Annotated in this window: 16 protein-coding genes and 1 pseudogene; 7 read left to right on the top strand and 10 right to left on the bottom strand. The window is 64.1% G+C overall.

Annotated elements, in window-relative coordinates:
- Window positions 1–742: 742 nt before the first annotated feature.
- A complete protein-coding gene (locus LD110_RS23080) occupies window positions 743–1,321 on the bottom strand; it encodes a TetR/AcrR family transcriptional regulator (protein WP_225502282.1) in 579 nt (192 codons plus the stop codon).
- A 168-nt stretch (window positions 1,322–1,489) separates the two neighbouring features.
- On the opposite strand from LD110_RS23080, the gene LD110_RS23075 reads away from it, so the two are divergent.
- The 4 genes from LD110_RS23075 (at window position 1,490) to LD110_RS23060 (ending at window position 5,530) form a co-directional block, all read left to right on the top strand.
- Window positions 1,490–2,251, top strand: coding sequence for an SDR family NAD(P)-dependent oxidoreductase (locus tag LD110_RS23075; RefSeq protein ID WP_225502281.1), 762 nt, complete (start codon window positions 1,490–1,492; stop codon window positions 2,249–2,251).
- 210 nt (window positions 2,252–2,461) lie between these two features.
- Window positions 2,462–3,904, top strand: a complete 1,443-nt coding sequence (locus LD110_RS23070; RefSeq protein ID WP_225502280.1) for an MFS transporter — start codon at window positions 2,462–2,464, stop codon at window positions 3,902–3,904.
- A 233-nt stretch (window positions 3,905–4,137) separates the two neighbouring features.
- On the top strand, window positions 4,138–4,356 hold the full coding sequence (locus LD110_RS23065; protein WP_225502279.1) for a hypothetical protein: 219 nt from the start codon (window positions 4,138–4,140) through the stop codon (window positions 4,354–4,356).
- Between the two features lie 259 nt (window positions 4,357–4,615).
- Window positions 4,616–5,530, top strand: a complete 915-nt coding sequence (locus LD110_RS23060; protein WP_225502278.1) for an SMP-30/gluconolactonase/LRE family protein — start codon at window positions 4,616–4,618, stop codon at window positions 5,528–5,530.
- 344 nt (window positions 5,531–5,874) lie between these two features.
- Here LD110_RS23060 and LD110_RS23055 read toward each other — a convergent pair whose 3' ends face one another.
- The 4 genes and pseudogenes from LD110_RS23055 to LD110_RS23040 form a co-directional block, all read right to left on the bottom strand.
- Window positions 5,875–6,084 (bottom strand): hypothetical protein, encoded by a 210-nt coding sequence (locus tag LD110_RS23055; RefSeq protein WP_225502283.1) that lies wholly within the window; start codon window positions 6,082–6,084, stop codon window positions 5,875–5,877.
- A gap of 378 nt (window positions 6,085–6,462) precedes the next feature.
- Window positions 6,463–6,609 (bottom strand): annotated as a pseudogene (locus LD110_RS24155) (transposase); the annotation flags it as partial.
- A gap of 462 nt (window positions 6,610–7,071) precedes the next feature.
- Complete coding sequence (locus tag LD110_RS23045) at window positions 7,072–7,503, bottom strand: VOC family protein (protein ID WP_225502277.1); 432 nt, start codon at window positions 7,501–7,503, stop codon at window positions 7,072–7,074.
- Between the two features lie 150 nt (window positions 7,504–7,653).
- Window positions 7,654–8,814 (bottom strand): CaiB/BaiF CoA-transferase family protein, encoded by a 1,161-nt coding sequence (locus LD110_RS23040; RefSeq protein ID WP_225502276.1) that lies wholly within the window; start codon window positions 8,812–8,814, stop codon window positions 7,654–7,656.
- Between the two features lie 113 nt (window positions 8,815–8,927).
- On the opposite strand from LD110_RS23040, the gene LD110_RS23035 reads away from it, so the two are divergent.
- Window positions 8,928–9,866, top strand: coding sequence for a LysR family transcriptional regulator (locus tag LD110_RS23035; RefSeq protein WP_225502275.1), 939 nt, complete (start codon window positions 8,928–8,930; stop codon window positions 9,864–9,866).
- Window positions 9,867–9,872: 6 nt separating this feature from the next.
- Here the strand turns inward: LD110_RS23035 and LD110_RS23030 are convergent, their stop codons facing one another.
- Both LD110_RS23030 and LD110_RS23025 read right to left on the bottom strand, forming a co-directional pair.
- Window positions 9,873–10,742: a patatin-like phospholipase family protein gene (locus LD110_RS23030; RefSeq protein WP_225502274.1), complete on the bottom strand. Its 870-nt coding sequence runs from the start codon at window positions 10,740–10,742 to the stop codon at window positions 9,873–9,875.
- Window positions 10,739–12,805, bottom strand: a complete 2,067-nt coding sequence (locus tag LD110_RS23025; protein WP_225502273.1) for an NAD(P)/FAD-dependent oxidoreductase — start codon at window positions 12,803–12,805, stop codon at window positions 10,739–10,741. The genes LD110_RS23030 and LD110_RS23025 overlap by 4 nt, the downstream gene beginning before the upstream one ends.
- 457 nt (window positions 12,806–13,262) lie before the next feature.
- On the opposite strand from LD110_RS23025, the gene LD110_RS23020 reads away from it, so the two are divergent.
- On the top strand, window positions 13,263–14,624 hold the full coding sequence (locus tag LD110_RS23020; protein ID WP_225502272.1) for an MFS transporter: 1,362 nt from the start codon (window positions 13,263–13,265) through the stop codon (window positions 14,622–14,624).
- Between the two features lie 793 nt (window positions 14,625–15,417).
- On the opposite strand, the gene LD110_RS23015 is transcribed toward LD110_RS23020, so the two are convergent.
- From LD110_RS23015 to LD110_RS23005, 3 genes are all read right to left on the bottom strand, one after another.
- Window positions 15,418–16,137, bottom strand: a complete 720-nt coding sequence (locus LD110_RS23015) for a GntR family transcriptional regulator (protein ID WP_225502271.1) — start codon at window positions 16,135–16,137, stop codon at window positions 15,418–15,420.
- A 193-nt stretch (window positions 16,138–16,330) separates the two neighbouring features.
- Window positions 16,331–17,224, bottom strand: a complete 894-nt coding sequence (locus LD110_RS23010) for a CoA ester lyase (RefSeq protein ID WP_225502270.1) — start codon at window positions 17,222–17,224, stop codon at window positions 16,331–16,333.
- On the bottom strand, window positions 17,221–17,787 hold the full coding sequence (locus LD110_RS23005) for a MaoC family dehydratase (RefSeq protein ID WP_225502269.1): 567 nt from the start codon (window positions 17,785–17,787) through the stop codon (window positions 17,221–17,223). The genes LD110_RS23010 and LD110_RS23005 overlap by 4 nt, the downstream gene beginning before the upstream one ends.
- A gap of 187 nt (window positions 17,788–17,974) precedes the next feature.
- Here LD110_RS23005 and LD110_RS23000 point away from each other — a divergent pair, with 187 nt between their 5' ends.
- The gene (locus tag LD110_RS23000; RefSeq protein ID WP_225502268.1) at window positions 17,975–19,150 is read left to right on the top strand and encodes an acyl-CoA dehydrogenase family protein; all 1,176 of its coding nucleotides are present in this window, start codon (window positions 17,975–17,977) and stop codon (window positions 19,148–19,150) included.
- Window positions 19,151–21,057: the final 1,907 nt, after the last annotated feature.

Raw genomic sequence — 21,057 nt, 5'->3', positions numbered from 1 at the left:
ACGACGGACCGACTCAGCGCGCCCCGCGCCCCTGCCGAACAACCGGGCGGCACGGGCTCCGGGGTCAAGGGCGGCCCCAGGCCGTCGCGCCAGCGATCAAAGACCCTTGAGGCCGGAGAACCTGCCCGGTAACCTCCGCGGCCCGGGGGGCCTCAACGGTCCTTGACAACAATAGGAGCATCACTGTCAACACGGCCTAGCTGAGAGATTTTGAACAATTTTGAACACCACAGAACGGCTGGCGCACCTCTTGGGGCGGCAGCCGCGCTGTATGTGGGGTCTAGGGCATTCCATAGTTGACTTCGGTCAGCTGGTACTAGCCGACGGGACGCTGGAATAGCGTCGGGAGCAACAAGTAGGGACACGGGCCTAGACGTATCGCAACAGATCCCACCGCCGCCCCGGGCCCTGTCGGCCCCTGGCCATAGTCCGGGTCAAAGTCACCGGCCGAGGCGGGATCCACGCCACCGGAGTATCCGGCGTAACCGTGAACGCCACGGTCACAGCACCCAGAACCGCCGGCTTCATCACCTGCGGATCTTATTCCACTTTTCGGAAGCAGTCACTTGTGTTCCAATCAGGAGCCCAGTTGTCCCGTGCTCACCTGAGCGACTGGCGGTCGCTGGCCGCCCCGCACGGTCTCCAGGCAATATTTGCCACGCGCCAGTCGCCTCCCAGTAGCGGATTATCTCCCGTTCTGCGGGTTGACGACGAGAACGAATAGCCGAAGGGTCCGGCTCATTCAGTCGGTGATGCCGTGCCTGAGTCCATCGAGGATGAGGTCGAGGAGGTGTTCGGCTTGTTCGCGCTCTTCAGGCTTCCCTGAGGCGAGGGCGACGCCGGTGAGGGCAGCGAACATGACGGTTGCGTTGATGTCAGGTCGGATGCTTCGGGCGGCGGTCGCGGCGTCCAGAAGCGAGGCGAGAGCGTTCATGATCAGCTCGCGGCTTTGGGCGTAGGGGTTGACACCGGAGTCGACGACGGCGCGAAGAGCCTCGGCCATCCCCAGTTTTGCGGTGGCATAGTCGATGAAACGTCCCATCCAGACGCGAAGGGCGTCTCGTGGTGGCAGGGCCGCCAGGAGGTCGGGGGCGGCGTCGCACAGTCGGCTCAGTTCGTTGCGGTAGGCGGCTTCGATCAGCGCCTCCCGGGTGGGGAAGTTCCGGTAGAGGGTGCCGGAGCCTACGCCCGCTTCCTTGGCGATGCGCTCGAGGTGCGCCTCCAGCCCTTCTTCGGCGAAAACGTGAGCGGCGGCGGCGAGGATCTTCTCGCGGTTGCGCCGTGCGTCGGCCCGCAGCGGTCGCTCGGTGTCTATGGTCATGGGGAGGACCCTTTCCTCATCGGATTAAGTGGAGACGCCTCCACATCTTGCTAAGTGGGGACGCCTCCAGTTATAGTGGAGTAAGCGGCGACGCCTCCACTTCTCAGTGTAGAGCACAACCGCCGTCGCCCGCACGGTGCGGGCGAACTCAACCGCAAGGAGAAAACAATGAGCCTCCCGCTCGAAGGCAAGGTCGCAGTGGTCACCGGCGGCGCGTCCGGTGTCGGTCTGGGGATAGCCCAGGAGTTCGTGGACCAGGGCGCCCGCGTGGTCATCACCGACCTGCAGCAGAAGCCTCTGGACGAGGCGGTCGCCAAGGTCGGTCCGAACTGCTCGGGCATCGTGGCCGACGTCACCAAACTCGCGGACATGGAGGCGGCGTACCAGGAGATCCTCGCGCGGCACGGACGCCTCGACGCGGTCGTGGCCAACGCCGGCATCGGCGCCCACGCCCCGCTCGGGGCGATCACCGAGGAGCAGTTCGACCGGACCTTCAACGTCAACGCCAAGGGCGTCCTGTTCACCGTCCAGCCGGCAATCCCGCTGCTGCCGCCAGGCGGCACGATCGTCATCATCGGCTCGACCGCGTCCATCCAACCCCCGGCCGGCATGGGCTTGTACGGCGGCGCCAAGGCAGCGGTGCGCGCCTTCATCCGTTCCTGGATCCAGGACATCAAGGGCTCCGGCATCCGCATGAACGTCCTTAGTCCCGGCGCCGTGGACACCGAGTCCCTGCGCCGAGCCCTCGCGATGGCGCAAGGCGCCGACGCCGTCTCCGCCGCGGTCCAGAAGATGGGCGAGGGCAATCCGACCGGGCGGATCGCCGACCCGCGCGAGATGGGCAAGGCCGCAGCTTTCCTTTCCAGCGATGCCTCCAGCTTCATCACCGGCGTGGAGCTCTTCGCCGACGGCGGCATGGCACAGGTCTGAGCAGCCAGCCTGTGGCACGTGCGCCCGGCTACACGGAACCCGCCGGGCGCGCGTCATCCCCGTCGTTCCCTGCCGGGCTTCGACCGGGCCGTTCCCGCCGGCCCATCTCCGCACCCTTCCGCCACCTCCCTTTTCGGGGCCAGGCCCGACCGCCGCCCTGCACATCAACCACATTCCATCGGCCCCTTGAGGCCAGAAAAGGACCCCGCCATGTCCACCACCACCCACCGCATCCCTGCCCCCAACCCGCCGACTTCCTCCGCCTCATCGCGGGCAAGGCCGCAACGCAACAGCCGCCGCGCGGCCATCGGCATCATGATCGTGCTCCTCGGGCAGCTGATGCTCACCCTCGACGGCACCATCGTCAACGTGGCCCTGCCCAGCATCGGTACCAGCCTCGGCCTCAGCCCGTCCTCCCTGTCTTGGATCGTCAACGCCTACACCCTCGCCTTCGGCGGCCTGATGCTCACTGGCGGCCGGCTCGGAGACACCTACGGCAGGCTGCGCGTCTTCCTCATCGGCCTGAGCATCTTCACCGCTTCCTCCCTGCTCGGCGGCTTCGCCCAGACCCCCGATCTGCTGATCGCAGCCCGCGCTGCCCAAGGCATCGGCGCAGCCCTCGCCGCACCCGGCGTGCTCGCTCTGGTCACCACCAGTGCCCGCGACGACGCCGCACGCAACCGGGCCCTTGCCCTGTTCGCCGCCGTCGGCATTGGCGGCAGCACCCTCGGCCTCCTCCTCGGCGGCGTGGTCACCGAAATCGGCTCCTGGCGCTGGACCCTGTTCATCAACGTCCCCATCGGCATCGCCGTGATCGCCCTCGCCCCGCGCTTCGTTGCCGAAACTCAGCGCAACCGCGGCCGCTTCGACCTCATCGGCGCGCTCTGCGCCACGGGCGCGGCCGTAGCCATCGTCTGGGCACTGACCGACGCACCTGACTATGGCTGGACCTCCCCGCAGACCATCGGCTGCCTCACTGCCGGGGCCGTGCTCCTGGGCGCACTGGCCTTCACCGAACGCCGGGTCGCCAACCCGATGCTGGTGCCTTCCCTGCTGCGCGACCGACGCCGCCTCGGAGCCCTCGCCGTCACGACCCTGGTCTTCGGTTCCCAGATCGCGACGTTCTTCCTCGTCGTGCAATACCTCCAGCGCGCGCTGAACTTCGGCCCCATCGCCGCCGGGGCCGCGTTCTTGCCGATGACGCTGGGCATCTTCGCCATGGCCCGCATCGCCCCCAAGCTGGTGGCCCGCTTCGGACAGGCCCCGCTGCTGATCACCGGCGCCCTCGGCCTGACCGCCAGCTACGTCTGGCTTAGCAACATCGACAACAGCAGCGACTACGCCACCGCAGTCCTCGGCCCTCTGCTGATCAACGGCATCTCTGCCGGACTGACCTTCATGCCGGCCGCCTCCCTGGTGATGGGCGGGGTTGACCCGCAGCACGCCGGATCAGCCTCCGGCCTGCTCCAGACCGTCCAGCAGCTGGGCGGGGCCATCGGACTCGCCGTCATCGTCTCGGTCTACGCCGTCGGCGCCATCCCCGGCCAGTTCGTCCCCGGCGCCCGCGCCGCGTTCCTGACCACCGCAGCGTTCACCTTGCTGGCCGCCATCCTGGCATCTCTGCTGCTGCGCTCTCCCCGACGTCCGCGGTAATCGACGCCTCACCATCAATCGCACCGGAAAGGACGACGGCAGGCAATCGCCCGCCGCCGTCCTTTCCGGTTCCTCCTCCACCTCAGCTGGCCCCGGTAGTAACGGAGAAAGACGAATATGGGATCGAGAACCCGCGCCGGGCGAGAGCCTCGGCGTGGCAACGGCAGGCGCAAGCGATCGGTGGCTGTACCGCTGGGCGGGCAGGTACGGCATCTCTTCGCCAGTGCCCCTACATGTTTGATCAGCATCAGCGCCGCGTTGCGGACATTGGCGGGGCCTATTCCGAGGCGCTCTTCGGTCAGGTGGTTCACCGGCGCGGCGATCCGACAGTGGATCGACTTGGGGTTGCGCGGTCGTCTTCCCGATGGCTCGTGGAAGAGAGCGACCGCCATCGCTCCGGTCCGTGGAAGGAGGCATTCGTCCAGGCGGCCTATGGGACCGGCTCAGAATAAGGACCCTATAGGGGGCGTTCCAGTCCTCTGCCCTGTTCCCATCGTCCGAGATGGGTTCCGATGGAAGCCACGGGCGAACCATCGCAGGCCAGGCGTTTGACAAAGAGCGGGCCGCGCCAAGGCCCCTGTCACGGGTCGTGCGCCAGCCCCAACACCCGATCTCAAAACACAACTTGTGATGGCCACATCATGAATCAGCATCAGTCACTTCAAGAATTCATCTATCCCGGAACCTGGTTCGCTACCTACGCTCCTAGTTATGAAAACTGCGAAAAATCCGATGGTACGGACCATCACGACAATCCTTGACCAGCGTCACTTCCTCGAGTGTCCCCGGTGGCACAGAGACCGGTTGTGGTTCGTTGACCTGTACTCTTGCGAGGTTCTGTCGGTCGCCGAAGACGGCACCGATCTCCGCGTCGAGGCATACGTGCCTGGCCAGCCTTCCGGTCTGGGATGGCTGCCAGATGGGCGGCTACTGGTCGTGTCGATGCGTGACCGGCGCATTCTTCGCCGGGAGCCCGACGGCGAGCTGATCACCCACGCGGACCTCAGTGATCTGGCCACTGGCAATCTCAACGACATGGTGGTCGACGCGCACGGCAGGGCGTACGTCGGCAACTTCGGGTTCGACCTGATGGCGCATGAGCCGATCCAAGCTGCTGCCCTTGTGCGTGTCGACCCCGACGGGACCGCAACCACGGTCGCGGATGGCCTGCTGTTCCCCAACGGAAGCGCGATCACCGACGATGACGTGCTCCTGGTTGGGGAGTCGTTCGGCAACCGAATAAGCGCCTTCGACATCGCCGCCGACGGCTCGCTTGGGTCGCGCCAGGACTGGGCACGATTCGGTGAGCCCCCCTCAGCCACCGAACTGGAGACCGCATTCAGCCAACTCGTTATCGGACCAGATGGCTGCGCCCTCGACGCGGAGGGCGCGCTCTGGATCGCCGACGGCATCGGCGGCCGGCTCGTCCGCGTCGCCCCCGGCGGCGAGATCCTCGAGGAGATCCACCCCGGCACCGGAGTCTTTGCCTGCATGCTCGGCGGACGCGACGGCCGGACTCTGTACGCCTGCGTTGCGCCAGACTTCCACGAGGAACATCGACGGGCAGCCCGGGACGGTTCGCTCGTCGCCGTCCGTGTGGATGTCCCGGGCGCCGGCCGCCCTTAAGGGTTGCGGCAATCCGTCCGAAGCAACGATCTGTTCCTACCGAGACACGTTTCGGTGCCGCTAAGGGCATGACCAATAACAGGAAACTGGACCTCTGATGTCCAGGTCCGTTCTATCAAGTGCGCCCGTAGCGGGTGCCTCGCGCCTCGCCTTTACGATCCGTCGCTAGCGTGTCGTGGGGCGACGCGCGACTGATTACTCGCAGACTTGCTACCGCAGAACCGATGCTCCGGCTACGCCGGTTCCGTTATCGAGCGGCGAGTCTGGGGTTCAATCTGGGGTTGCTCATAGCGGTCTCGCGAGTTGGCTCGTGGCGCTACACACTCGCCGGACCGCGAAGCAGATCAAGGGTGCTTCTGATCGGTGCGGCAGCGCAGATAGGCGGCACCGTGGCGGCGCAGGATCCACGACGCGTTTCGCGGTGCCAGCCTGAGCAGGTCGGGGCTACAACCGTCCGCTGCACGTGCGGCGACGATCTTCAGCTCGACTTCCTGGTTGGTTTGCGTCGGTGTCGTGTGCGGCGTGATGAGCGGGTGACCAGCCAACATCGCCACTTGCGGATGTGGGCCTGGGGCCTGCCTGCTTGGTGGCGTTGAACGATTCGTCGGCGACAGTGGACGGTCAGCCGCGCATTGCGTGCGACACGAGAACTCCGGGCGGTGTGGGCCTTCGACAAGCCACACCCCATTTAGGGGTTCTCGTTCGTTCAACCAGGCTGGCCGTACCAACGTCGTGGCCGGGTACATCTGATATGGACAAGAGGACATGGTGAGGCGCCGCCGGGAGGAGTCCTGGCGGCGCCTCTTGCTAGGCGAGCGTGTCGTTGGGGAGCCCGTGCAGGCACTGGTTCCTTCGTTGGCACGTGCGGCGGCCCGGAGCGACCTCCTCGCGGTCGCGTTGCCGACTAAATACCGGGGCCGGTGGTGCCACGCGGCCTCGACCTGGAGCCTGCGGACGTGGGAAGAGCCAGTTTTCGTGATCGAGCCCTGCACCCGCGAGGAGCTCGAGGAGTGCTCCGAGGGGTTCAGGCCGACGAAGGAGCCGATCTGGCCCCGGACGAACACGGTCAGGGTCTTCATCCCGCGCAGGCAGCCCGGGCGCCGCACGAGCGGTGGCGAACTCGCTTCCCGAAGCGAGCTCCTCGATCGCCCAGTCGAGGCGATCGCGGCGAGCCTTGACCGTCGTCGAACGCCATCTTGGTCGCCCCGGGCCCAGCGCCGGGGTTACCTCAGTCGGAGCCATGTGTCGTGGGCCCCGGATCACCCGGGCCCCGTCCTGATAGACGATCCGGGCCGCAGCAGCAGTTTCAAGAGCCGGTGCCGGGTCCGCATCAGGTCCCGGCGGCAGTCCTCCCGCGCGCACGGGGTCCCTGCCAGACTTCTGCGCGAGGGTTGGGACAGAGACAGGAGCGATCTCGTGCAAGCGCAGCAGCCTAACCAGATGCACCGCGTCTCTGGTCGGTCTTGACCCGCTCCCCCGACGGGCGCTGGTTCTGATCGTGTCGTCGCACGGTGTCGACTAACGTGTCGCGGTCAGTACACCTAATCCACGGTCTTCGCGTGCTCGCCGAAGTCCTCACTCTCCGCGGGTACCACACAGAAGACCAGGCCGACAGGGTCCTGCATCACAACGTAGTGGTCGATGCGTTCCGCGTGGAAGCGACGACCGTGCGGCCAAGGGCTCAGGAAGGAATGACGCTCAACCTCGACAGCACCGGCATCTGTTAGCCGAGCTACCTCCGCCCCCACGTCATCTGTTTCGATGTCGATGTGAAACCGGGCAGCAGACTCACCTACGTCTTGCACAAGGACTCGATCCCGAGACGCTGGGCCGTCGAGCACGTGGTACTCCGGGTTGGTAGACCCTTGTCGAGCTCGTGCCTGGAGAGCGGTTTCCCAGAACGCGAGTGCACGAGCGTGATCCTGGCTGGGGACGTCGATCAGCACGCTTCGGATGAGGATGCGGTGTGGCATTTCGAACTCCTGTGTTGGGGTATGGGGGCTGTCTCGATCCGTAGGTGTCTAGGCCTTTCGACCCATCCGGTGTTCAACCTCGATTCGCGAGCGGCTTAGTTGCGGCAGAACGGCGAGTGACCGCGTTCGCCCGCTACTCCGCGGTGCTCGTCAGCCTCGGAGGGACGACGATTCAGGCATGAACTCCAACCTGAGGCTCTCGTTGTGTTCGCCCAGTCGAGGAATCGCGCCCATCGCGGCATCGTCGCCATCCATCGACGCCGGGGGCAGCATTGCCTTCACCGGCGTCCCGTCGGGCAGCATGGTTGTCCGCCAACGGTCACGCGCCACCAAAGCAGGGTGATCAGGAAGCTCGTCAACGTAGCGCAGGCGAGCATTCGCAATGCCCGCTCGATCAAGCAGATCTGCTACGTCGACCGCGCTCAGTGAGGCGAACGCACGTTCGAGAAGGTCGGTGATCTGGTCGTCGTTCAGAACACGGTCAGTATTCGTTGCGAACCGCTCATCCGTCACCAGGTCAGGACGAAGGATGACTTGCTCGCAAAGGGCCTTCCATTCCCGGTCATTCTGGACGCTGAGAAATACGCGCCGGGCGTCTCCCACTCGATACGGGCCGTATGGTGCGATGGAAGGGTGCCGAGCGCCCGTGCGGCGCACAGGATGCCCGCCGTAGACGCTGTAGTACATCGGCTGCATCATCCACTCGGCCAGCGCGTCCAGCATGGCCACTTCGACAGTGGCACCTTGTCCTGTGCGCTCGCGCCTGAGCAGCGCAGATAGTACGCCGGTGTACGCATACATCCCCGTCGCCACGTCTGCGACGGAGAATCCGATCTTGGCCAGTTCGTCACCAGAGCCGGTGGACCCAAGGGCGCCACTTTCGCACTGCACGAGAAGGTCGTACGCCTTCTTGTTGCGGTATGGACCGATTGGCCCGTAGCCCGAGATGGAACAGTGAATGAGACCCGGATGCGCGCCACGCAGGGTGGCGTGATCAAGACCGAGCCGGTCGACCGCACCTGGGGCGAGGTTCTGGACGAAGACATCGGCGCGTTCGATAAGTCGACCGAGGAACTCACGGTCCTGAGCGTGCTTGACGTCCAGCTCAATCGATTCCTTGCCTCGGTTGAGCCAGACGAAGTAACTCGACTCTCCATGCACGGCCAGGTCGTAGTCACGCGCGAAATCGCCGGTTTCGGGCCGTTCGACCTTGATCACTCGAGCGCCGAGGTCGGCAAGCTGCCGGGTGGCGAACGGAGCGGCAACCGCCTGTTCCAACGAAACTACGGTGACACCTTCGAGGGGAAGCACGATCGTTCCTTCCTTCTGTAAGATTCCATCATCTGGCATGATGCACGGGTAGGTCGAACAACAAATACTGATACTTCGATGCCAGGGTGGCATCGAACTGGAGAGCGGGACTCGTGGACTTAAAGCAATTCACCGCCCTGGTGACCGTGAGCGAGGTCGGCAGTGTCACGAAGGCGGCGCAGCTGCTGCATCTGGTGCAGCCAGCTGTCACCCGTCAGATTCGTACGCTCGAGGAGGAAATCGGCGTTCCTTTGTTCGAGCGAACGAGGAACGGCATGGTTCCTACTCGCGCCGGTGAGATGCTCGTGGAGCGAGCGCGTCGGGTCCTGCGTGAGGTGGAGCGCGCCCGCGCCGAGATCAGTCCCCACCCCACGCACGTCACCGGGATTGTGACTCTCGGCCTCTTGGAGAGCACCGTCGAACTGTTGGCTGCGCCATTGGCCGAGGCGGTCGCATCGCGCAACCCGGGCATCGAATTGAGGATCCTGACCGCGTACTCGGGACATCTGCAGCAGTGGCTTGACGAGGGAGACATCGACCTTTCACTGCTCTACAACCTCACCTCCACGCCATCTCTGTCCGTGACAACCTTGCTTCGGGAGCCGCTATGGGCCGTCGCAGGCCTGGGCGAGCCCTTGAGACCTGACGAGCCGGTCACCTGGGATGAACTGTGGCAGCGACCGCTCGTGTTGCCGGTCGCCGGCCACGGCCTCCGTATCCTCATCGATGAAGCGATGGTTGCGACAGGCGGGCAGCCGCAGGTCCTTCTCGAGACGAACTCCATGCACGTCCAAATCACCATGGTGAGCGCCGGCCGCGGGTGGACGGTTCTACCCGCGGCCGGCGCGGAGAACGCCGTCGCTATGGGCCGATTGAGCGGAGCGCCGCTGCGCGGTCCAGAGGTGGTGCGATCAGTGGGCCTCGGCCTTCCGCGGGCCGGCCGCGTCTCGCCCGCGGTGGAGAGCGTCGCGACAGAGTTGCTGCGAGTGATTCGATCCCTGGTTCGGCGAGGGAGATGGTCAAGCGCCCAACTGACGTTTCCCGCATCCTGACGCGTACTACGACCTCTGCAGGGGCGCATCAGCGGGGTCCCACGTCGTTGCGACCTGAGCAGCGCATGCCAAGGCTTGTCGATAGCCGGCCTGCGCGGCCGCGCCCCGCACGGTGGGATCGAACGGGTTATCTCCCAGTACTGCGGCACTACTGGCGTCCGGAACGATGACCTCCACCCGAGTTCCCTCTTCCCGCAGCACGTCGACCTCGTGGTCGAGCCCCGGCATGGTTCGGACCAGCCCGTCGGTGCGAAGTGCGAGAATGATCACCACGTCGGAACCGTGAGCGAGTCCCGCGTTGTTGACCGAGATGCAGCCTCCGTCGATCCATCGACGCCCACCTGTCGAGACGACGGGCCAGACGCCGGGGACTGCGCCACTCGCGGCCACTGCCTCGGGGAACGGGATCCCTTGGTCTCGGTTAATGAGATGCAGTTCCCCGCTGTCAGCATCGATTGCCGTGACCATCAGAGGACCGTCCGGCCACTCGGGACCGTCGATACGCGACTTCACGACGTCCATGCGCTCGGCCTGGGAGGCTACTTCGCGTCTCAGCGCCATGGCGGCGAGGGCGCGAGAGACGGCTGCGGGCTCTTGCCCGCCTTCGGCGATAGCGGCTTCGACTTCCACCAGCCAGTCCTCAGCCCATGGCGCGGCGATCTCCTGGCCGACGCCTTCCAATTGAGCGGCGTACCACCTCGCGACCGTGTTGCTCGCGAGGTAGGAGCCCGCGAACGACCCGGCGGAGGTGCCGATGATGGCATCGGCATCATTCAGTGCCACGCCGGCTTCCAGCAGACCGTGAAGAATGCCCACTTCCCACGCGATTCCGGCTACTCCGCCGCCACCGATGACGACCGCGCGCCTGTTGCTCACTGCTGGTCTCCGGGCGAGGCGAACTTGAAAGCTTCAGGACTGGGCTGCCGGTTGAGCTCCCAAAACTCCGAAACCTCGAATGCTTGGGTGAAGAACGCGCGGCCCGACTTGTTGCGATAGTAGGTGTGAGCCTTGCTCTCATTTGCCCACATGAGCTTCGCTTGACGTCGGTCGATCTCCTCCTGGTACGCGTTGAAGGCATCGAGCGTCACCTCGATCGAACGTGCGCCGCTGGTGCGCAGCATCTGGATGCACTCCAGGATGTAGTGATTCATCGTCTCGGCGATGTAGTTGTGGCTTCCTCCGCCGAGCGCAACCCCGGTGTTCGGGCCGTCGGTGATGAACAGGTTCGGGAATCCGGGGACCGTGCCACCCAGGTAGGCGCGCGGTCCTTCCCACGGCGAGTCGTCGGCCCAATCGTCGCGAAGCTGACGCCCCCCGCGACCCAGCACATCCACCGTCACGAGGTTGTCGAGCGTCATGCCAGTGCACCAGATGATGACGTCCAACTCGACGATGTCTCCATCGACGGTCACAAGCCCCTCAGGTACCACTCTCGAGATCGATGATGTCACGAGGTTGACATGCGGCTGCGCATATGCCCAGTAGTAGCCGCCCGGTTCGAAGTCGCGGGGATCCCGAACTGGCCGTTTGGCTCCAAACGGGAAGTCGGGGGTGAGCCTGGCGGCCAGGTCGGGACGGTCGGCGAAGGTCTCGTTGATGTAGGCCAAACATTGCTCGCGCATTGCTGCGTTGACAGCGTTTGCGGATTCCGGATGCTCGGCGACCCACGCCTCATCCCACTGATTCATGAGCCACGACGCAAAATTTAGCCCTGCGAAGCCTGCAAGCCGCTGCCAGTTCTTGTAGTAAGGAAGATTTCGCCGCAGCCACCGCTCATGGTCGCTGACGCTGCCGTCGCCAACGTTGTTCGGCAGGACCCAGTGCGCCTGCCGCTGGAAGACCGTCAGCTGATCGGCCACCTGGGCAACCTCAGAAACGATCTGAACCCCAGCAGCGCCGACTCCAACAACTCCGACTCGTTTGCCAGTCAAGTCGACGTCGTCGCGCCAGCGGGCTGAGTGGATCGACTCTCCGCCGAAGGTGTCGATGCCTTCGACGTTGGGGTAGCTGGGGCGACAGAGGTTGCCGGCAGCAGTCAGGACCGTGGCCGCCTGCACAATCCTGATCGATCCGTCGATCGTGGATCGAACCGTCAGTTCCCACACGTGCTCGTCCTCGAGCCACTCCATTCGGGTGACCTCGGAGTTCAGGCTGACCTTCTCGCGGATGCCGTACTTGTCAGCGATCCCGTCGAGGTAGGAGCGGTACTCGGAGCCGTTCGGGTAGTAGCGGCTCCATTCAGGGGTGATCTCCCAGGACAGAGAGTAGTTGGTTGTGGGCGTGTCGACGGCCACACCCGGGTAGCGCTGGGTCCACCACAGTCCGCCAATCCCGCCCTCTTTCTCAAACACCTCGAACGAAATGCCACGATCGGCCGCCTTCACCGCGGCGTCCAGCCCGCCCATGCCGGCGCCCACGATGACGAGGCTCAGCCACTCCGGACCGTCAGCGGCACCTGATACATAGAGCTGCTCGGCCATGAACCCGGCCTGCTCTTGGTTCAAACCGAGGTGAGCCTCATTGAATGCCGCACCGGTGGCGATTTGGGACATCCGCTGGAACGTCTCGCAATCGTCGGTGAATGCCGTGTAAGGGCCGTGCTCGGGCGCACTGAGCTCATCTACTAGGAGTTCGAGCAGTTCCGTGCGCGCGGATGGGTCCAAAGCAGCCTCTTTGGGAGCCCCAGCCGTACCCTCGGTGGCCTCATCGGCAACCGCCAGCATCTGGGCCGGTCCCTCAAAGCGGCCCACTCGCTTCGCGTACTTATCCAGGAGAGCGCTGTCACCGGTCACGTGCATAGCACACAGCAGAAGCATCGGTGCTGCTACGTCGGCCAAATGCGCACGGACCTCGTCCGCAGGCAGCGGCACGTGGTCCACGCGGTGCCGGAACAGATTGCGAACTCGTCCCGCGTTCTCCGTCATGACATCCTCCGTCATGATTTTCTCCCTTCAGCAGCCTGCGCTGGGAGCCCAGGATGCGATTAATGTGACGCTCGGTACATCCACCATCACAGCACGCGATGCGGTGGCGTGACCAAACACAAATTGTGATGGGATTATCATTCCGGCGTATACCGGCAGCCCAGCTGGGGGAAGGCGCTTCGTCTGCGATTCGCGCCGGTCTCCGCACCTTCTGAGCTGCGTCATTGACAAAGGTTCGCAAGTCGGTCGCGGCGTTGATCTCGTTATTCCTCCATCATTAATTGTGATTGCATATGCGCGTCGTATTCGGATTATGGTTCATGCATCTGTGATTGCCCTCACACGCAGACGTCGGCTCCAAGTCCCCGGGCGACCCGGGAATGGCGAACAACTATCGGCCACGTATAGGCCACGTATAGGCCAGCCGTCGGGGCGATGTCTCCACCACCTCATCAAATCGGAAGGCATGGACATGAACGCAATGCATCCAGAAACGCTGCCGCGCGCAGCAACTCCCGTCGGTCGCTTGGACCGCCTGCCCCCCACGAAGTTCCAATTCTTCTGGGTCACGATCCTGGGCCTGGGCTACCTCATCGAGACCTTCGACAACATCGCCTTCGGGTTCGTCGCTCCGACGATCCGCAGCGAGTGGGGGCTTTCGATCGGGCAGGTCGGCCTCGTCAGTTCGTCCGTCTTTCTCGGCATGTTCGTGGGTGCACTGGGTGGTGGGCGACTCTCCGACAAGTTCGGACGCAAGCCGGTCCTCATCTGGAGCTCGGTGTTTTACTCGGGAGCCTCTCTGCTGTCCGCGGTGGCGCCGAACTACGAGGTTCTGGTCGTGGGACGGGTGCTGACGGGCGTGGGAGTACAGGCAGCGACCGGAGTGATCATGGTCTACCTCAGCGAGATGTTCCCGAGTGCCTCACGTGGGCGCTTCTTCACTGTCCTGACCTTCATTGGTTTCGTTGCCTCTCCCCTCACCTCGATGACGGCACTCGCGATCGTCCCCAGCGGGGCCGGTGCCTGGCGCTGGGTGTTCGCACTGGGGTCCGCTGGTGTTGTCATCGCCATAGTTGCGGCAATCGCATTGCCTGAGACCGTCAGGTGGCTCACGGCTCATGGGCGAGACGGGGAGGCCGACCGCCTGGTGGCGCGGCTTGAGCACACCGCAAGCCGCAGGGGTCCGCTCAAGCCCGTCGAGGCAGAGCCCGCCGCACCCACCAGCGGCCCGGTGCGCGACCTGTTTCAGCCCCGCTACGCACGGCGACTAGTCGTTCTCGGCATTACCTTCGCCATGCTTGTCTACTGCCTGTACGGATTCACGTCGTGGGTGCCCACGGTCTTGGTGGGCCGAGGTCTGGAGCAAGCCGACGCCCTCCAGATTGCGACCACCATCAGCTTCGGATCGCTGCTCGCTCCTGTACTGCTCTTCGCGTTGGCCGACCGCGTCGAACGCAAGCACGCCATCCTCGGGGCCGGCGCCATCACCGGGATTGCCCTGATCATCTTCGGCATGACGGACACCCGGACCGCAACCATCGTCTCCGGGTTCGTGGTTCAGGTCGGACTCTCCTCCTTGACGACCAGCTTCTACACCTACCTCCCCGAGGTCTTCCCCACCTCCGTGCGCGGAGTCGGTGCCGGTGTTGTGAACGGCGCCGGCCGGCTCGCCGGCATAGCCTCTGGCGTCTCCGTGGCGGCGATCTACGCGAGCCAGGGTGCGCAAACGCTCTACATCGCTCTCGGGGCGGGGCTGATCGCCATGGGATGCATCGCGGGAGCGTTCGGTCCGGCAACGACCCAACGGCCGCTCGAGGCCATCGAGAAACCCTGAAACTTCCACCGGCGCGGGGGGGGGCAAACCGCGCGGAGGCCCCCCCCCGGGGGGGGGGCCCACCCCCCCCCCCCCCCCCCCCGCGCCGGTGGAGCGTCACAATTGGCCTTGGTAAACACCGTGGGAGCGGAAACAGTCGAGCCCGGGCTGCCTGGGGGCACCACGACGTGGTGCCCCCGGCGAACGGGGCGTCGCCCGGTTTGGCGGAACCAGGAACCCGATATTCGTGCGATCCGTGCTCGCTCCGATGTCGTCTTTGCGAATCGCGAAGAGAACAGCTAGCTCGAGACCGCGGAAGATGTCACCGCGTGATGCTGGGGCGCCGCTGCCACAGCCGCCTGTGGCTATCGAGTTGCAGCCGAGAAGCCCTACTTGTCCAGCCCGTAGCCGGTACGTCTGATACGCACGGCAGGGAACAGGATCACATGAACCCTTCCGGTTTCCTGAAATGGACCCTTCCTGCTTCCTGAACGGGACTCCGCGCCTATATGCCACCCAACCCCAGCTGAGTTGGGTCAGCTTGGCTGCCAGTCGGGGCGGCGCCGCATTGGGACTGCGACGCGCATCAGGGATTCGCCGACCGACGCCGAGTCTGTGGAGAGCGGCTGCTTTAGGTCGCCGGCTGAAAGAGGGAAGCGATGAAACAGAACCTGGATGATACGTAGATAACCGACGCCCGTTGCATGGAGATGCCATGTTCCCTCTCGTTGTGTCAGGAAGTTGGGGCTCGGGGAACTTAGCCATGCATAGGTACAGGGGCGGTTTGTGTCTCTCCGCGATGTCGTGTGGAAATTCAGGCCGAAGCCAGCCTTCCGGCATCGGCCGTCTGCGGGGCGTCGTTAGCAGCGGCGACGCGTGCGTCGAAGTGGGCGGCCAGCAGCTCGCCAGCGTGGACGATGTGCTGGTGCATTGCCGCCCTGGTCGCGTCCGCGTCATGCGCTTGGATGCCCTTAAGGATTTCGGCGTGGTCTTCCATGGTGGCTTGCGGCCAGCCTGGAATGGAGGAGTAGAACTGGCGGGGGACGTACCGGGTGACTAGACCCAGGACCCAGACGGTTTTCCGGGAATCGGCCATCAGGTTGATCTCGCGGTGGAAGGCATGATTCTTTTCTTCGAGCAGGTCGTGGTTGTTCCGGGCCGCGGCCGCAATCAGCTCGTGGTGCAACGCCTCGAGTTCGGCAACGTCCTGTTCGCTCGCGTTGGTGGCCGCGCGGGCGGCCAGTTCCCCGCCGATGAGGGCCTGGACGTTGAAGAGATCCCGGATGTCCTGGCCGGTCAGCGGTGCCACCACGAACCCGCGCCGCGGCACGAGCTCTAGGAAGCCTTCCACTCGCAGGGCTTGGAGAGCTTCACGTGCCGGCGTGGTGGAGATGCCAAGGTCCTCGCCGATGGTCTCCGGGCGGACCAGGGCCCCTGGCCGCAGTTCACCCGACATGATGAGGCCGCGGATATGCGCGGTCGCCCTCTCGCTCAGTTGGGGGCGTGCACTGCTGCTGGGCCTGCTGCTCGTCATGGTCTGCGGACTCTTTCTGATCATTTTCCCCACCTAACATACGGCATCAGCCACGGCGGGCCAGGGTACAAGCCCGCCGTGGCTGATGCCAACCCGGGAGATCCGGCTGGTCAGCATGGCCCTGCGGTGGGCCCGCCGTGATGCCGCAGCGGGGGCGAAGTCAGGAAGGATCCGCTAGGTGGATGGGGCGCTTTCACTGTTGCTGCTCCTTCTTCCCTGCGCGCTGCAGGATGCGTTTGGCCCGCTCGGTGACGGGCCGGTCAATCATCTGACCATCGACCTGGGTGGCGCCACCTTCGGCATCAATGACGGACTGCGCCCACTCCACGTCGGCCTGTGTGGGCGCGAAGGCCCGGTGTACGCTGGCCAGCTGGGCAGGGTGGATGCACAGCTTGCCACCGAAGCCGAAGTTACGGGCCAGCCGTGCGGATTCGGTGACCTTGCTCGAATCCTTGATGTGGGTGGAGGGCGAATCCAGCGGTGCGGCAATACCGGCGGCGCGCGAGGCCAGGACCAGCTGCGACCGAGCGTGGTCCAGGAACCGGTCCCCGCCGTCGGCATCAATGTCCAGGGCGAAATCGATGGCACCGAACGCCAGCCGGGTCACACCCGGCACCCGTGCCATCTCAAGGGCATTCACCACGCCGAGCGCGGACTCGATGAGCGGAACCAGGGCAAGGTGTGGCGGCATCCCGGCACGCAGCTGGCGCAGGCCTCCAGCGTCTTCCGCCTTCGGCACCACGATGCCAAGCAGACCCGACCCCGGCGTCCCGGCGGCGGAAAGCAATAGGGTGATGTCGGCGTCGTAATGGCCGGAACCTGGAGGGTTCACCCGGACCAGCGCACGCAAGGCTGCGCCGTCATCGGACGGCGCCACGGCCTCCACCGCCGCGGCCAGCGCTGCGGACTTGGACTCCAGCGCGACAGCGTCTTCCAGGTCGATGATGACGACGCCGGCACCTGCGGCTGCCGCCTTGGTGAACCGTTCGGGTCGGTCACCGGGAACGAACAAGGCGGTGACGGTTGCGGCGACAGTTTCCGCTGCGGTGAGGTCGGCGGCGCTGAGGCTTCCTGCCGGCGCGGTCACTGGAAGTCCCCGACGGAGGGCAGCGTGGATTCATCCGGGCGGGCCGATTCGACGTCGGGGAGGTGCCCCTGCCGGTACACCATAAAGGTGCGCCGGTAGCTGATCACGATCTTGCTGTCCTGGTTGAAGCCCTCAGTGGCGACAGTGACCAAGCCGAGGTTTGGACGGGACTTGGATTCCCGTGTGGAGAGGACCTTGGACCGGGAGTAGATGGTGTCGCCTTCATAGACGGGATTCGGCATGCGGACTTCGTCCCACCCCATATTGGCGAAGACGTTCATGGACAAGTCGATGGTGGACTGGCCGGTAACCAGCGCGAGCGTGAGGGTGGAGTTGACCAGCGGCAGGCCGAACTCGGTGGCCTTGGCGAAATTGCGATCCACATGGGTCTTGGCCACGTTCTGGGTCATGAGCGTGAAGGACTGGTTGTCTGCTTCCGTCACGGTCTTGCCGAACGGGTGGTAGTAAATGTCCCCAGGCGCGAAGTCCTCGAACAAGCGCCCTGTCCAGCCCTCCACCACGCGGCTTTCGCTGGTAATTGTCTGTGTTGCCTCGTCGGTCATCGTCGGTCTCCTAAGCGTCAATATATTTGTTTTCCTAGTCAGTCTCAGCGTTTTTGCCGCGTCCTGTCAAGGATCAATAACTTGTAGAAAGGCACAAAACACCTATTGCAGCTTTCCAATATATTGACGTATCGTCATGACCCAAGAGGTGACGGAAGGTCGCCAGCAATGATTTGAAGGAGCACCGATGCACACCCTCACCGCCGGACTGGACCAGCTACGCGAGCAGACCCGCCTCCTGTGTGAGGGCTTCCCGGACCAGTACTGGCGCGAGACGGACCGCAACCGCCGCTACCCGCAGGAATTTGTGAACACCCTCACCGAAGCCGGCCTGCTCTCCGCACTGATCCCGACTGAATATGGCGGCCTGGGCCTGGGCCTGACCGAGGCGTCCGTCATTATGGAGGAAATCAACAAGTCAGGCGGCCACTCAGCGGCATGCCACGCGCAGATGTACACGATGGGCGCGCTGCTCCGCCACGGCAACGCCGCACAGAAGCAGGCATACCTGCCGCAGATCGCCGCCGGCTCGCTCCGGCTGCAGGCCTTCTCCATCACCGAAGACAAGGCTGGCTCGGACACCACCAGCATCGAGACGGCAGCCGTGCGCGACGGCGATGACTTCATCATCACGGGCCACAAGAGCTGGACCAGCCGCATCGAGGAATCCGACCTGCTCTTTGTCCTGGCCCGCACCTCGGGGAAGCCCGAAGGCAAGGGCACCGACAAAACCCATGGCCTGACGCTGTTCCTGGTGGATCTGCGCCAGGTCCGTGCCGAACAGCCGGAGACCCTCGAGGTGGTCAAGGTCCGCACGATGTTCAACTACGCTACCAACCAGATCCGCTACCACGGTATGCGCGTACCGGCATCGGCCGTAATCGGCGAGGTGGGCAAGGGCTTCCGCTACGTCATAGACGGCTGGAACGCCGAGCGCATCCTGCTGGCTTCCGAAGCGATCGGTGACGGCTACTGGTTCACAACGCGGGGCGTGGAGTATGCCAACAACCGCGAGGTTTTCGGCCGCAAGATCGGCACCAACCAGGGTGTGCAGTTCCCCATCACGGATGCTTACATGAAGGTCCGCGCCGCGGACATGATGCGATACGAGGCCGCGAGGCTCTTCGATGCCGGCCAGCCTTGCGGCGCCGAAGCCAACATGGCCAAGCACCTCGCCTCCGAGGCCAGCTGGGCCGCGGCGAATGCCTGCTTAGACACCCACGGCGGCTACGGATTCGTCGACGAATACGACGTCGAACGCAAGTTCCGCGAAACACGCATGTTCCAGGTGGCCCCGGTCAACAACAACATGATCAAGAGTTTCGTGGCCACCAAAGTCCTCGGCCTGCCCCGCTCGTACTAGGATCACGCCGGCTGCCGACCGGCCGACTCGCATAATTCAATCTGGGCGAAGCGCGGCCATTACGCTAACCGCATCCGGCTGGGCATGGAATAGGTTCGGGACGCCGGGCACGAGCGGCATTCCGAAAGACCGGCATTTCTTTGGTGCCCAATCCAGCAGGTGGCGTGCCGGGTGATCACTTATCCGCAACGCCTATGGTGCGCCTCGCCGCCTTGAACCACCCTCGTACAGCTGCCGAAACGATTACGTGCAAATTGGAGCGAACAATGGACCTTCACCTGCAACCCGATTGGCAACGTGCTCTCGGTCAGAGAGTACAGATTTGGAGAGCCGGGAAATTGATCCGCAAAGGAACAGTCGAAGCCGTTATGCCGGACGATTCGTTTCTTTGGATCTCGGCGGAAGGGACCTCTTCGCGGCAGATGATTTCCCGGCGTGACGGATACCAAGTTTTCACTCATTTCCTGCCCCCGCCAACGTCCTAGAAAGATCACAAGAAAATTGGGCAAGAGCCAAACCTGCAGGGCCAAAGCTTTCCTGATCCTAAAAGCGCATCAATAGGCGAGGACTCTGGAACCCAACCAGCTGCGCAGGCAACACCAACTAACCACCACCGGCCCTGCGAGCGGTCAATTCGACCACCAGCCCTTCGTGATACGTCCGTCGAGCCCCCTTGGCAACTCATGGACCCGACGCCTTCCGATTAATCATGTAGCCAGCCCCGCGGCACGCAATGAACGTGCATGCAACCAAAGACCATAAGGGAGCCGGAGCTCCCAGGAACCCGGCCCCACCATCAGTCAGTCACGAGGCGGTTAGCCCGCCCGGGCGGTCCCGGCGCGATTCCCTGCTGGGAAAGAACTCCTGACCCTGCGCTCAGACGCACCAGCGGCAGGTCATGTAGCCCCACCCGGTCGCACCATGAAGGTCTGACCGAAAAATTTGCCCCCTCGCCGAGGTGCCGTCAAAAAAGAATTCCAGAAAATTGACGCCAAGGTCATGTAGGGGCCCCTGAAAGTCGCCATGAACATGTATGAGCACCGAAACCACAAGCAGGAGCGCACCACCACCGCTCCCCCAGCGACCCTGGTCACGCCGCTACAGCTGAACCAGTGCATGAAGGAGTGAGAACCCAAAACTTCGCCAATTCAGGAAGGAAGCGCCGGCCACGCCAACGGCCAACCACAACTGAACATTCCCGTGACTGACACACCGTCGGCAACACGCCGGCAAAGGTGTTGACAGTGTCAACAAGGCTGGAGGCCCAAAAACCGCGCCCGGCCAGGGGGAAAACGCGTGCCCGAGGTGGGACTCGAACCGGATTCCAGCCCTTGGAAATAAAGGGAACTCCAGAAAACATCCCGAATCCGGCCCAGTCCGGCCGATGTACGGCACAGTCCGAGGCGAAAAGCGTTGACATTGTCAACAAGGCCTTCCCTGATAGATTTTGAACAGATTTGAACAATACAGAGCGACTGCCGCACCCCGTTTTTAAAGGGGTGCGGCAGTCGCTCTGTGTCCGGGGGCAGAGGCCCTCGAGGTTTGATGACCGGCCTGCCGGTTTTGGCCGCATCTGTCCGCAGCACTCGTGCCGCATCCTCATGCCGTTCTCCTCCCGACCGTCCCGGCCGAGGCGCAGGATGCCCGACACCCCCAGTCGTGTTCCGAAAAGGGTGCTTACTGCTGCTCCTAGACAGGAGTGTTTCGGCTTTCGGGGCACTGAGTCGGAACTCTTCGGCAGGTGATCCCGAAAACGCAAGGTGCAGGGTTGAGACTCGGTTGTGTCCCGTAAACCATTCCCCCAATCGGTCGGTTCTGGTCTGAAGCGATAGACTCCGTCGGAACGGGAGACGGGCAATGTCCTGCTCCTGTTGCGACGACGATCGTCGGTCCTTGCTGATTACTTG

Origin of the sequence: Arthrobacter sp. M4, assembly GCF_020251205.1 — a bacterium.
Lineage (GTDB): Bacteria > Actinomycetota > Actinomycetes > Actinomycetales > Micrococcaceae > Arthrobacter.
This window is presented reverse-complemented; position numbering and strand designations above follow the sequence as displayed.

What these genes read in the sequence shown, in the direction of transcription:
- LD110_RS23080 (WP_225502282.1), bottom strand. Translation starts at nt 1,321, where the DNA reads ATGACCATAGACACCGAGCGACCGCTGCGGGCCGACGCACGGCGCAAC.
- LD110_RS23075 (WP_225502281.1), top strand. Translation starts at nt 1,490, where the DNA reads ATGAGCCTCCCGCTCGAAGGCAAGGTCGCAGTGGTCACCGGCGGCGCG.
- LD110_RS23070 (WP_225502280.1), top strand. Translation starts at nt 2,462, where the DNA reads ATGTCCACCACCACCCACCGCATCCCTGCCCCCAACCCGCCGACTTCC.
- LD110_RS23065 (WP_225502279.1), top strand. Translation starts at nt 4,138, where the DNA reads ATGTTTGATCAGCATCAGCGCCGCGTTGCGGACATTGGCGGGGCCTAT.
- LD110_RS23060 (WP_225502278.1), top strand. Translation starts at nt 4,616, where the DNA reads ATGAAAACTGCGAAAAATCCGATGGTACGGACCATCACGACAATCCTT.
- LD110_RS23045 (WP_225502277.1), bottom strand. Translation starts at nt 7,503, where the DNA reads ATGCCACACCGCATCCTCATCCGAAGCGTGCTGATCGACGTCCCCAGC.
- LD110_RS23025 (WP_225502273.1), bottom strand. Translation starts at nt 12,805, where the DNA reads ATGACGGAGGATGTCATGACGGAGAACGCGGGACGAGTTCGCAATCTG.
- LD110_RS23020 (WP_225502272.1), top strand. Translation starts at nt 13,263, where the DNA reads ATGAACGCAATGCATCCAGAAACGCTGCCGCGCGCAGCAACTCCCGTC.
- LD110_RS23015 (WP_225502271.1), bottom strand. Translation starts at nt 16,137, where the DNA reads ATGACGAGCAGCAGGCCCAGCAGCAGTGCACGCCCCCAACTGAGCGAG.
- LD110_RS23005 (WP_225502269.1), bottom strand. Translation starts at nt 17,787, where the DNA reads ATGACCGACGAGGCAACACAGACAATTACCAGCGAAAGCCGCGTGGTG.
- LD110_RS23000 (WP_225502268.1), top strand. Translation starts at nt 17,975, where the DNA reads ATGCACACCCTCACCGCCGGACTGGACCAGCTACGCGAGCAGACCCGC.